Origin of the sequence: Citrobacter sp. Awk 2, from assembly GCF_028069815.1 — a bacterium.
Lineage (GTDB): Bacteria > Pseudomonadota > Gammaproteobacteria > Enterobacterales > Enterobacteriaceae > Citrobacter.
In genome coordinates this window covers 1-11,507 of record NZ_JANEWL010000126.1, presented here as the reverse complement: position 1 = coordinate 11,507, position 11,507 = coordinate 1, and the positions used below count along the sequence as shown (strand labels likewise).

The 11,507-nt window shown below is 48.6% G+C and carries 10 protein-coding genes; 3 read left to right on the top strand and 7 right to left on the bottom strand.

The window, feature by feature from the left end; all coding sequences use genetic code 11:
• Positions 1 to 208: 208 nt before the first annotated feature.
• Genes purB through rluE form a run of 5 tightly spaced genes read right to left on the bottom strand, consistent with a single transcriptional unit; the run spans position 209 to position 4,513 of the window.
• A complete protein-coding gene (gene purB, locus NNO02_RS21115; RefSeq protein ID WP_271442715.1) occupies positions 209 to 1,579 on the bottom strand; it encodes an adenylosuccinate lyase in 1,371 nt (456 codons plus the stop codon).
• A 3-nt stretch (positions 1,580 to 1,582) separates the two neighbouring features.
• Entirely contained in the window at positions 1,583 to 2,224 is a 642-nt protein-coding gene (gene hflD, locus NNO02_RS21110) for a high frequency lysogenization protein HflD (RefSeq protein ID WP_005120991.1), read from the bottom strand.
• Positions 2,225 to 2,258: 34 nt separating this feature from the next.
• The gene (gene mnmA / locus NNO02_RS21105) at positions 2,259 to 3,365 is read right to left on the bottom strand and encodes a tRNA 2-thiouridine(34) synthase MnmA (protein ID WP_271455645.1); all 1,107 of its coding nucleotides are present in this window, start codon (positions 3,363 to 3,365) and stop codon (positions 2,259 to 2,261) included.
• A gap of 53 nt (positions 3,366 to 3,418) precedes the next feature.
• Complete coding sequence (locus tag NNO02_RS21100; protein WP_137382937.1) at positions 3,419 to 3,880, bottom strand: NUDIX hydrolase; 462 nt, start codon at positions 3,878 to 3,880, stop codon at positions 3,419 to 3,421.
• Between the two features lie 9 nt (positions 3,881 to 3,889).
• The gene (gene rluE / locus NNO02_RS21095; protein WP_271455644.1) at positions 3,890 to 4,513 is read right to left on the bottom strand and encodes a 23S rRNA pseudouridine(2457) synthase RluE; all 624 of its coding nucleotides are present in this window, start codon (positions 4,511 to 4,513) and stop codon (positions 3,890 to 3,892) included.
• A gap of 202 nt (positions 4,514 to 4,715) precedes the next feature.
• On the opposite strand from rluE, the gene icd reads away from it, so the two are divergent.
• The 3 genes from icd (at position 4,716) to NNO02_RS21080 (ending at position 8,964) form a co-directional block, all read left to right on the top strand.
• The gene (gene icd, locus NNO02_RS21090) at positions 4,716 to 5,966 is read left to right on the top strand and encodes an NADP-dependent isocitrate dehydrogenase (RefSeq protein WP_003030769.1); all 1,251 of its coding nucleotides are present in this window, start codon (positions 4,716 to 4,718) and stop codon (positions 5,964 to 5,966) included.
• Between the two features lie 557 nt (positions 5,967 to 6,523).
• On the top strand, positions 6,524 to 7,018 hold the full coding sequence (locus NNO02_RS21085; protein WP_271442719.1) for a molybdopterin-dependent oxidoreductase: 495 nt from the start codon (positions 6,524 to 6,526) through the stop codon (positions 7,016 to 7,018).
• 17 nt (positions 7,019 to 7,035) lie between these two features.
• Positions 7,036 to 8,964, top strand: a complete 1,929-nt coding sequence (locus NNO02_RS21080; RefSeq protein WP_271455643.1) for a putative bifunctional diguanylate cyclase/phosphodiesterase — start codon at positions 7,036 to 7,038, stop codon at positions 8,962 to 8,964.
• A 37-nt stretch (positions 8,965 to 9,001) separates the two neighbouring features.
• Here NNO02_RS21080 and NNO02_RS21075 read toward each other — a convergent pair whose 3' ends face one another.
• Together NNO02_RS21075 and NNO02_RS21070 are read right to left on the bottom strand one after the other, a co-directional pair.
• Positions 9,002 to 9,244 carry a helix-hairpin-helix domain-containing protein gene (locus NNO02_RS21075; protein WP_271442721.1) on the bottom strand — a complete coding sequence of 81 codons (243 nt, stop codon included), beginning with the start codon at positions 9,242 to 9,244 and terminating at the stop codon, positions 9,002 to 9,004.
• A gap of 102 nt (positions 9,245 to 9,346) precedes the next feature.
• Positions 9,347 to 11,434 carry a TonB-dependent receptor gene (locus NNO02_RS21070; RefSeq protein WP_271455642.1) on the bottom strand — a complete coding sequence of 696 codons (2,088 nt, stop codon included), beginning with the start codon at positions 11,432 to 11,434 and terminating at the stop codon, positions 9,347 to 9,349.
• Between the last annotated feature and the right edge of the window lie 73 nt (positions 11,435 to 11,507).

The following is an 11,507-nucleotide window of genomic DNA, read 5'->3' as shown; positions in this document are numbered from 1 at the left end:
ATAATTAACTGTATTTACTGAATTCTCAAAATCAATTTTATAGTCTAACGCTGATTATGTGGCTGTGGGGATAAACATTTAATAAACCGGGGGGAATCGTTAAGGCGATTAAATTAACAAGCCGGATAGCGTTCGCGCGTATCCGGCCTGGGTATGACATCAGCGGTGGGTCGAATGAGGCGAAATCGCTATCCGGCACCAGTCCTGATTATTTCAGTTCATCAACCATGGTGATGGCGCGGCCAATATAGTTAGCCGGTGTCATCGCTTTCAGGCGGGTTTTCTCGTCTTCCGGCAGAGCCAGTCCGTCGATAAACTGCTTCATGCCTTCAGCATCAACGCGCTTGCCACGGGTCAGTTCTTTCAGCTTCTCGTATGGTTTCTCAATGCCATAACGACGCATCACAGTTTGAATCGGCTCAGCCAGAACTTCCCAGTTGTGATCCAGTTCGTCCAACAGGTGATCGCGGTTTACTTCCAGTTTGCTTACCCCTTTCAACGTAGACTGGTAGGCGATCAGCGCATAGCCGATACCCACACCCAGGTTACGCAGTACGGTAGAGTCTGTCAGGTCACGCTGCCAGCGGGAAACCGGCAGTTTGCTTGCCAGGTGCTGCAGAACCGCATTGGACAGACCCAGATTACCTTCGGAGTTTTCGAAGTCGATCGGGTTAACTTTATGCGGCATGGTGGAAGAACCAATCTCACCGGCGATGGTTTTCTGTTTGAAGTGATTCAGTGCGACATAACCCCAGACATCACGGTCGAAATCGATAAGGATTGTGTTGAAACGGGCAACACAATCAAACAGTTCGGCAATGTAGTCGTGTGGTTCAATCTGTGTGGTGTACGGGTTCCACTGAATGCCCAGCGAGGTGACAAATTCTTCGCTGAACTGGTGCCAGTCAACTTCCGGGTAAGCGGCGATGTGGGCATTATAGTTACCGACGGCACCGTTGATTTTACCGAGAATTTCGACCTGATTGAGCTGGCGATACTGGCGCTCCATACGGTAAGCCACGTTAGCCATTTCTTTGCCCAATGTGGACGGGGTGGCCGGTTGACCGTGGGTACGGGAGAGCAGTGGAATGTCGCGATACTGCACGGACAAGTCTTTCACCGCATCGATCAGTTGGCGCCAGTACGGCAGGATCACTTCATCGCGCGCCGTTTTCAGCATCAGCGCGTGAGACAGGTTGTTGATGTCTTCAGAGGTGCAAGCGAAGTGGATAAACTCGGCAACGGCATGCAGCTCCGGGATATCCGCCACTTTCTCTTTCAGGAAATACTCTACTGCCTTCACATCATGGTTGGTCGTACGCTCGATGGTTTTGATACGTGCAGCATCTTCTTCATTGAAGTTAGCAACGATCGCATCAAGGAAACCGATTGCGTCGGCAGCAAAAGCAGGAACTTCCTTGATCGCTGCGTGCGCGGCCAGTTTTTGCAGCCAGCGTACTTCAACCTGTACACGGAATTTCAGCAAACCATATTCGCTGAAAATCCCGCGCAGCGCGCTGACTTTATCGCCGTAGCGTCCATCGACAGGGGAAACGGCGGTCAGTGAGGATAATTCCATAGATCACAACTCCGGGGTTAAATGAGCAAGAATTTGTTTTGCCTGAGTCGTCAGGCGATTACGAGAAAACATGAGTTGCAGACGGCCTCCACCAACCTGATGCCAGAGCACGGCAGCGCGAATGCCGGCCAGAAGCGATGCGCGTACCTTAGCCTGAACCTGCGGGCTCTGGAGAATGGCCGGAGAACCCGTGACCTGAATACGCGGGCCGAGTGGGCTGATGACGTCAACATAGATACCAGCCATCGCACTCATCAACGTTTCTGACTGCAAATCAAAATGGTCCAACTGGCGCTGCAAGCCGTTGATACGGTCTCCAAGCGTGTCCATAGCGCCTTTGGCTGCTGACAGCTTACGCTCCAGCACCATCAGGCTTAACGTGTAGCGGGTGAGTTCTGCATTCAGACCCTGACGACTGCTGGCATTAAGCACGCCGAGCAGTGTTTCAAGGCCAAGGCGCAGATTGGCTTCACTGCCGCCGAACACGCCCAGCGTTGAGCTGGGGTTCATATCGATGACACTGTTCAGTGAAACGTGTAGTGCATCGGCATCACAATGCCCCTGGTGCGCCAGTTCTTGTACCAGGCGTGCCGACTGGCAAATACCTGCCAGGGCGAGGGTGATGTCATAATAATTCTTTGCCACGTTCACTGCTTCCTTGTATCAAATGTGTAAATAATTATACCGGCAGAGGCAGACGCTGTTCGATAATGCCGCCGCCGAGGCACACTTCACCGTTGTAAAAGACCGCTGACTGACCCGGTGTTACCGCCGCGACGGGTTCGTCAAAAATGACTTCAATACGCTTAGCATCCAGTGCTTTAACGGTGCACGGAATGTCGGTTTGACGATAGCGGGTTTTCACTGTACAGCGCAGGGTGCCGATGAACGGTTGACGGTCGACCCAATGTAATTGCTGTGCAATCAGGCCAACGGACATCAGGCGTGGGTGTTCATGACCCTGAGCCACAACCAGAATATTGTTCTCAACGTCTTTATCCACGACATACCATGGATCTTCAGTACCTTCTTTTGTTCCGCCAATACCCAGACCTTTACGCTGACCCAGGGTGTGATACATCAGCCCCTGATGCTGGCCAATTTCTTCACCGTCAACGGTAATGATCTTGCCAGGTTGTGCCGGCAGGTAACGACCGAGGAACTCGCGGAATTTACGCTCACCGATAAAGCAAATACCGGTGGAGTCTTTTTTCTTCGCAGTCACCAGACCCAGATCTTCGGCAATTTTACGTACCTGTGGTTTTTCCAGTTCACCCACTGGGAACAGACTTTGTGCGATCTGCTCATGGCCGAGGGTATAGAGGAAGTAGCTCTGGTCCTTGTTACCATCGAGTCCCCGCAGCAGGCGGCTTTTGCCTTCCACGTCCGCGCGACGCACGTAGTGGCCAGTAGCGATGTAATCGGCACCTAAATCTTCAGCGGCAAATTCGAGGAAGGCTTTAAACTTGATTTCTTTATTGCACAGAATATCCGGGTTTGGCGTACGACCCGCTTTGTACTCTTCAAGGAACAATTCAAAGACGTTGTCCCAGTATTCTGCAGCAAAGTTAACGGTATGCAGTTCAATGCCGAGTTTGTCGCAGACAGCCTGTGCATCCGCAAGATCGGCGGCCGCTGTACAGTATTCCTCACCATCGTCCTCTTCCCAGTTCTTCATGAACAGGCCTTCTACCTGATAACCCTGTTGTTGCAACAGCCAGGCAGAAACGGAGGAATCGACACCGCCGGACATGCCGACGATCACTTTTTTTTGGCTTTCAGACATAGGAATACTCACGACATTGAACTTCAAGGCGGCATATTCTAGCACGCAGCCCTTTACTTGACACCCTCTGTAAACGGCCAGTTAAATTCGCCAATCATTGCGAGTGGATAACGCTGTCCGCTTTGATAACAACGAATACTCTCGGCAACCAGCGGCGAACGCAGGTTTGGCGCAGAGAAGATCTCTTGCGCACTGACCCAACGACAGCAATCTATATCGTCGTCATGAGGTTCAGTAGCGCACATATTGGCAAGCTCAATAGAAAACAGAAAACGTAAAAAAGGTGTTCTGTCTGGGGCAATCCATTGATGCATTCGGATGAAGTGTTGTGGTTGCGCTTTTATCCCGGTTTCTTCCCACAGTTCGCGTGCAGCGGCTTGAATCAGGGTTTCATCGGCTTCCAGGTGCCCGGCGGGTTGATTCCACAACGCTTTGCCGTTGATGGTTTCCTCAACGACTAAAAACTTATCTTCTGCATGCACAATGCAGGCAACGGTGACGTGCGGTTTAAACATACCTATTCCTTATACAGTTGCATCCCGCCATTGACCATTAGCGAGATTATCCAGCGTGTAATTCCCCATCGCATAACGAATTAACCGCAGTGTAGGAAAGCCGACGTGTGCTGTCATGCGACGTACCTGACGATTGCGGCCTTCATATAAGGTCACTTTTAACCAACGGGTAGGGATATTTTTCCGTTCCCGAATAGGCGGGTTTCTCGGCCATAGCCATGCGGGTTCTTCTACCACTTCGATACCCGCAGGCAGGGTGGGGCCATCGTTCAGCGTTACGCCAGTGCGCAGAGCATCCAGCGCTTCGGGGGTTGGCTCACCTTCCACCTGGACATAATAGATTTTCCCCGTACGTTTACCGGGTTGCGTCAACCGGGCCTGCAGCGCGCCGTCGTTGGTCAGTACCAGAAGTCCTTCGCTGTCGCGGTCAAGACGACCAGCAGCATAGACACCCTGAACAGGAATAAAATCTTTTAACGTTTTGCGTCCTGCTTCGTCAGTAAATTGTGGCAAAACATCGTATGGTTTATTGAACAAAACCACCCGTTTTGGCTGGTTTTCTTTACGCTGTTTAGTGACTTGTCGTGAGCTGAATCGCTCAACCCGGTGATTTCTAAAAGAAGTTTTTTGCATGGTATTTTCAGATTATATCAATTGCCGCATTATAGCCTAAGAACGAGTGTCTTTCATGGCGACGAACAATAGGGTAGTATTGACACACTCATTACAAATCATTAACAAAAAGTTGCTCTAACGCATCCGTGTAGCAGGACGCAAATGCACATGCAGCGTGATGACAGACGAGCAGAACCAGAAGCGCTCGAAGGAGAGGTGAATGGAAAGCAAAGTAGTTGTTCCGGCGGAAGGTAAGAAGATCACCCTGCAAAACGGCAAACTCAACGTTCCTGAAAATCCGATTATCCCGTTCATTGAAGGCGACGGTATCGGCGTTGATGTAACCCCACCGATGATCAAAGTTGTCGATGCTGCTGTCGAGAAAGCCTATAAAGGCGAGCGTAAAATCTCCTGGATGGAAATCTACACCGGTGAGAAATCCACTCAGGTTTATGGCCAGGACGTCTGGCTGCCTGCTGAAACCCTTGATCTTATTCGTGAATATCGTGTTGCCATCAAAGGCCCACTGACTACCCCAGTTGGCGGCGGTATTCGCTCTCTGAACGTTGCACTGCGTCAGGAACTTGACCTGTACGTTTGCCTGCGTCCGGTTCGTTACTACCAGGGCACTCCAAGCCCGGTTAAACATCCTGAACTGACCGATATGGTCATCTTCCGTGAAAACTCAGAAGACATCTATGCGGGTATTGAGTGGAAAGCTGACTCCGCTGATGCTGAGAAAGTGATTAAATTCCTGCGTGAAGAGATGGGCGTGAAGAAAATCCGTTTCCCGGAACATTGCGGTATCGGTATCAAGCCATGTTCCGAAGAAGGGACTAAGCGTCTGGTTCGTGCAGCGATTGAGTACGCTATCGCTAACGATCGTGATTCTGTTACCCTGGTTCATAAAGGTAACATTATGAAATTCACCGAAGGTGCGTTCAAAGACTGGGGTTACCAGTTGGCGCGCGAAGAATTCGGTGGTGAACTGATCGATGGCGGTCCGTGGGTTAAAATCAAGAACCCGAAAACCGGTAAAGAGATCGTGGTGAAGGACGTTATCGCCGATGCGTTCCTGCAACAGATCCTGCTGCGTCCAGCAGAGTACGACGTTATCGCTTGTATGAACCTGAATGGTGATTACATCTCTGATGCGCTGGCTGCACAGGTTGGTGGTATTGGTATCGCACCGGGAGCCAACATTGGTGACGAATGTGCACTGTTCGAAGCCACCCACGGTACTGCACCGAAGTACGCGGGTCAGGATAAAGTGAACCCAGGTTCCATCATCCTGTCTGCAGAAATGATGCTGCGCCATATGGGTTGGGTCGAAGCGGCTGACCTGATCGTTAAAGGTATGGAAGGCGCGATTAACGCGAAAACCGTAACCTATGACTTCGAACGTCTGATGGACGGCGCTAAGCTGCTGAAATGTTCAGAGTTTGGTGACGCGATCATCGAAAACATGTAATCCAGATTCTGGGTTGTATGACAACGGGAGCCGGGTGGTTCCCGTTTTTTTTAATGAAATTTGCTGGCGATTAAAACAGCTATAAACCGGCTCTCGGGGCGAATATAGGGGGCACTGCGCAAGATTTGTATTTTGTACCCTCATCTGGATATCTCTACCCGTCTAGCAATCATATTTTTTATGGATAAGCAGCAAAACCAGGTCTTGGTGATTCATTGCGCAACACGCATTCGATGAGAGGTGCGAAGCCCTCGGTTGGAAAAACAATATCCTGTTGTTGCATAAAAAAATAGACCTTTATATTCGTGTGTGTTTATTTTTACTGACTAAACAGGTGGCTTATTTTTTGTACGGCGATAGTGAAATTTACTGTGCCTCAAATAACATCAACAGCCTTTTTTAAACAATATCAAAAAATGAATGATGGTTAACTTGTTGATTTCAATGAATTAAAAAATGGATGGGCTTTCTGCATCAATAATCGCTGGGTAGCATGTGTAAATAGCATAATAACTAAATTATAATTCTCTTACATTCGATAGATTGGTGAGGTTAGAATGCGGTTAATTGTTATGTTGTTAAGCTTCGTTGTCACTACTCAGGTCTGGGCTGGTGAACTTCCCAAGCCTGTCGGTAAAGTCCTTTTAACACTGTCCGGTAATATAGAAAATACCAATGAAGACGGGAAAGCCGTTTTTGATATCGCCAGTCTCGAGAAACTGGGCACAGTAAGTTTCCAGACTACCTCACCCTGGTATAATGGACGCACTACCTTTACGGGTATCTCTCTGCAAAAGCTCATGGATTATGTCGGGGCAAAAGGTTCTGTTGTTAAGGTCACTGCGCTCAATGACTACACCACCGCTATCCCACTCAGTGATTTCAAGAAATATAATGTTATTCTTGCGCTAAAAATCAACGGAGAATATATGCGCATCCGTGATAAAGGCCCGCTATTCATCGTGTATCCCTATGACAGTATTCCTGAACTGAATAATCAGATTTTTTATTCAAGGTCAGCATGGCAGGTCAGCTCAATGAAAATTGAGTAGAGGTTCAGAGGACCATCATGAACAGAATACTGGCTGGCATTATATTCTTCCTTTTTATATCTACCGGATATATATCTTTCCTTGTGCACGAAAGACAACAAGAGCTACAGAAACTGACCCACTATGCCGACTCATGGTCTGCTGTTCAAATGGTATCAGAATATTACCGATTTGAATCGTGGCTTGGTCTCTACATTAGTGATGATACGATGACGCTTGATGCTGTACGCCTGCGTCTCGACATTATGCTCAGCCAGAGCGATTTAATAAAAGAAGGTGATTTAGGACATTATATAGAAAGTAATCCAGCGCATTATGAACTGGCTATACAGCTTGAGAAAATGCTTAATTATCTGGATGTTCATCTTGAGAAAATGAACCGTTCAGAACTCAAGACATATTTGAAAGAAATGCATGCGCTTGATGCACCGCTAGCCCATCTTTCATCCGGTGCATTAGATAAAGATGTTAGCTCGATTAATAATACAAATACGAATATTCAAACCCTGTATTATATATATTCGGCGACTTCAGTATTGCTTATAATATTGAGTGCGATACTGGGGATTCTGATTTTTTTCCAGAACAGAAATATTTTGAGAGCACATCTCCAGGTTAAGTGCCTTGCTGAGGAACTTCAGGAATCTAAAGAAAAACTGCAGATCCAGAATGCAAAACTGGAGTATGACGTCTATCACGACTCGCTCACCGAGATGAATAATCGCCAGTTGTTCTGGGGGGATTTAAATAAAACCATCGCGATGGCAGAAAAAAACAATGACTCTGTGGCGGTGATGTTGTTTGATTTAGATCGATTCAAAGAGGTAAATGATACGTATGGCCATGACGCTGGCGATATGTTGTTACGTCAGATATCCCATCGTTTGATTTCTATGAGCCAGGGTTCAGACACGCTATATCGCTTAGGCGGCGATGAGTTTGCGTTTCTTTCGAGCGGTCTGACAGAGAGCCGTGCCGTTTCCCGAGCCCAAAAAATATGTGATTTTATCAACCAGCCCTACACTATTTATAACGCAATTATAAATATAACCACTTGTGTTGGTATTGTTATCTCAGAAACTGAGCACCGTTCCGACTACCTTTATAAATTTGCCGATCTGGCGCTTTATGAAGCGAAAAATGAAGGCTCGGGTAAAATAAAAGTCTTCCGGCAGCGGATGTTAGAAAAGCTGCAAGAAAGCAGAACCCTTGAACATGATATGGCAATGGCCATAGTGAATAAAGAATTCGTGGTTTATTACCAACCTATTGTTGATTCTTTCAGCCGGGAAATTTACAGCTATGAAGCTCTTATTCGTTGGATACATCCTCTAAAGGGACTGCTGCCGCCGGATAGTTTTATTCCTGTCGCTGAAAAAACAGGCATGATTAACGAGATGGGAAAATCTGTGCTTGAAATTGCTTGCAGGGAAGCGGCTTCCTGGGCGGTACCGGTTAAAATTTCAGTCAATGTTTCACCTGTCCAGCTAAGCAGCAAGGCCTTTGCCGGAATCGTGCTGTCCATTCTGAAAGAAACCGGGCTTCCTGCAGAGCGTCTTGAGCTGGAAGTGACGGAATCCTCTCTCTTTACCGAGAGCAATACGCCGATGAATACACTTAACAAGCTCAGAGCTCTGGGGGTAAAAATCTCCATCGATGATTTTGGCACCGGATACTCTTCTCTTTCGCGACTGAGTCGACTTGCCTTCGATAAAATCAAAATAGACAAGTCCTTTGTGCATTCGATATCCACACAGGAAGACGCCCTTAATATCATCAGGCTTATTACGGGTATGGCGAAATCGCTGAATATGAAAGCTGTTGCAGAAGGTGTTGAAACAGAGGAACAGCTGGCGAGCCTTCAGGCTCTGGGCTGCGATTTCGCGCAAGGTTATCTGTTTGGTAAACCGCAGCCGGGTATCAATGGGAAAATCAGAAACGGTTAAATCGCGCACGTTCCTCTTGCTCGGGTGATACGCTAAATCAGCGTAACGACGACGCACTTGCCAGCGCTATGACGTTGGCAATTGCCGCTTTCGCTTGCGGACTGTTTTTCCAGCACGTTGAGCCGACCATAGACGCCGCTTGCTGGGTAATATCCTCGACAGTAGAGTTTTTGAGATCGGCAAGCGAGTGGAAACCCAGTTGCTCAAGCCGCTCGATGACTTTGGGGCCAACGCCATTTAATGACAGGAGTGCCTGACGTTCAGTGGTTGAAAAGGGCATTGTCTCTCCTTACGTATGCGCAATACTGACAATCCGCTTACGAAAACACGCTGATAGCGGCCAGGCTATCAGTTATAGCCTGGCCAACAGAGGTAAGCAAAACTAGAACTGGTAGTTTAAGGAGACCCAGTAGTTACGGCCGGGGTTGACGTATCCGGTCGTGGATTGTGCAGTCTGATAGTAGTCGCCCGCATAAGTACTATTGCGGCCAACCTGATACAGTGTGACGTCACTAAAGTCTTTATCCAGTACGTTGTTCACCGCTGTATTCAGCGTCAGTTCTTTGGTCAGCTTATAAGACATCCCCATGTCCAGAACGGTCCAGGCTTTTAAATTTGCGCCTTTGTCGTCATACACCGCCTTTTGTACTGCGCTGAGGTTGTCGTAATTCTCCGTATAGCGTGGAGCCTTACCGCGATAGCGAGCGCTCAGCCAGGCGTTCATATCTTCCGTTGCCTGCCAGTTCAGACGGGCGTTCGCCATGTGTTTCGGGGTATAACTCAGTGGCGCGCCTTTATTCTCGCCATCTTTTTGCTTGCTCTGGGTATAGGTGTAATTGAGAGATAAACTCAGCGAGTCCGACCACAGCGGGAATGTACTGGCAAACTCGATACCATCGGTTCTTGCTTTACCGCTATTGGTGTAGCTGTTGGTATTATCATCGATAGAATACGAAACGATTTTATTTTTGTATTCAGTATAGAAACCCGTGACGTTGGCGTTCAGCCCAGCGTCATTCTCATAGTAAAGCCCGGTTTCGTAACTGGTACTTTCTTCAGGTTTAAGGTTCGGGTTCCCGACGGTATTGACGGTTCCCTGTGCCGTCACGCCGCTGATGCCGTTATGAAGTTGGCTGAGCGATGGCGCTTTATAGCCCGTTGTGACACCGCCTTTGAGGGTCCACTCGTCGGAGACGTCCCAGACCATATAGGCGCGTGGGCTGAGGTGCCCGCCAAAGACGTCGTTATGTTCATAGCGTGTCCCCACGGTTAAGGCCAGAGAGTCGAGGATATGCCACTCATCTTCAGCATAGGCCGACCATGTTTTCTGGTGGAATGTCTCGCCGGTATTGGCCAGCACGACACCGTCCTTCATGCGGGCATCCCAGTATTCCCCCCCGAGGGTCAACAGGTGCGAGTCACCTAACGGCGTCAGCAGCATGGAATCCAGAATAACGTTGGTGTTCTTCAGTTCACGCGCGTCGCCAGCCCGGTTCGCGTTCTCTGGTGTCAGTGCCGAGGAGACCAACTGGCGGCCTTTATTCTCGGTTTCATTCCAGCCCACAGAGGACTTCCAGGTCCCAAATGTTAATGCGGTGTCGTGGCCGAGCGTCACTTTGTTACGTTCATAACGCAGCGTCTTATCATATCCGCCGGTCAGATTGCCAAGTTGCCCATCATCGTTATCGTAACGTTGTCTGGCGGAATCGAGATCCAGCCACAACGTATTGCTGCCGCTGGTTTTCCAGTCCAGACGAGTACCGATATTGTAATTCTCGGATTCCGTAGGATACGGCACGCGGGTGGAAGAGGTATCGCTCAGCGAAGTGACACTGGAGCCTTGGCGCTGCGTGGTGCTGCCGCGAACCTGCATATCCAGTACACCTGCGATCAATGGGCCGCTTGACCAGAAGTTGGCGACCGTGCTGTTACCCCATTTATTACTTTCTTGCAGGTTAACGCCAGTATTAATGGATGTGCTCCATTTATCGGTGCTCTTTTTGGTGATGATATTGACGACACCGCCAATGGCATCGGAACCGTATAACGTCGACATCGGACCGCGGATCACTTCAATATGGTCGATTGCCGCCAGTGGAGGCATAAAGCTGGTGTTCATGGCCGAAAAGCCGTTCGGTGTCACGTCGCTGCTTCCATTTTGACGGATACCGTCAATCAGGAGCAGGGTATAGCTGGCTGGCATACCACGGATGCTAATTTCCAGACCGCCGGTTTTACCCGTGCTGCTTTCGACATCCACACCTTCCACAGAACGTAGAGCTTCACCTAAATCGTTATATTTATTGGTTTGTAGCTCTTGCTGTGAAATAACGGAAACGCTGGCAGCCGCGTTGGTGATCTTTTTTTCGTAACCCGAAGCGGTTACTACCATCACGTCTTCAGCGAAGACAAAGGGGCTGGTAAACCCTATACAGGACAGAACGACAGAGGCAACAGGTTTTAAACGCATAGTCAAACTTCCTTTGTTAAAAATTCAAAGGCAGTAAGATAATTGATGAAAATGATAATACAAATAATTATCA

Bases quoted from the DNA above. Each gene is read 5' to 3' on its own strand.
- purB (WP_271442715.1), bottom strand. From the start codon at position 1,579: ATGGAATTATCCTCACTGACCGCCGTTTCCCCTGTCGATGGACGCTAC.
- mnmA (WP_271455645.1), bottom strand. From the start codon at position 3,365: ATGTCTGAAAGCCAAAAAAAAGTGATCGTCGGCATGTCCGGCGGTGTC.
- NNO02_RS21100 (WP_137382937.1), bottom strand. From the start codon at position 3,880: ATGTTTAAACCGCACGTCACCGTTGCCTGCATTGTGCATGCAGAAGAT.
- rluE (WP_271455644.1), bottom strand. From the start codon at position 4,513: ATGCAAAAAACTTCTTTTAGAAATCACCGGGTTGAGCGATTCAGCTCA.
- icd (WP_003030769.1), top strand. From the start codon at position 4,716: ATGGAAAGCAAAGTAGTTGTTCCGGCGGAAGGTAAGAAGATCACCCTG.
- NNO02_RS21085 (WP_271442719.1), top strand. From the start codon at position 6,524: ATGCGGTTAATTGTTATGTTGTTAAGCTTCGTTGTCACTACTCAGGTC.
- NNO02_RS21080 (WP_271455643.1), top strand. From the start codon at position 7,036: ATGAACAGAATACTGGCTGGCATTATATTCTTCCTTTTTATATCTACC.
- NNO02_RS21075 (WP_271442721.1), bottom strand. From the start codon at position 9,244: ATGCCCTTTTCAACCACTGAACGTCAGGCACTCCTGTCATTAAATGGC.
- NNO02_RS21070 (WP_271455642.1), bottom strand. From the start codon at position 11,434: ATGCGTTTAAAACCTGTTGCCTCTGTCGTTCTGTCCTGTATAGGGTTT.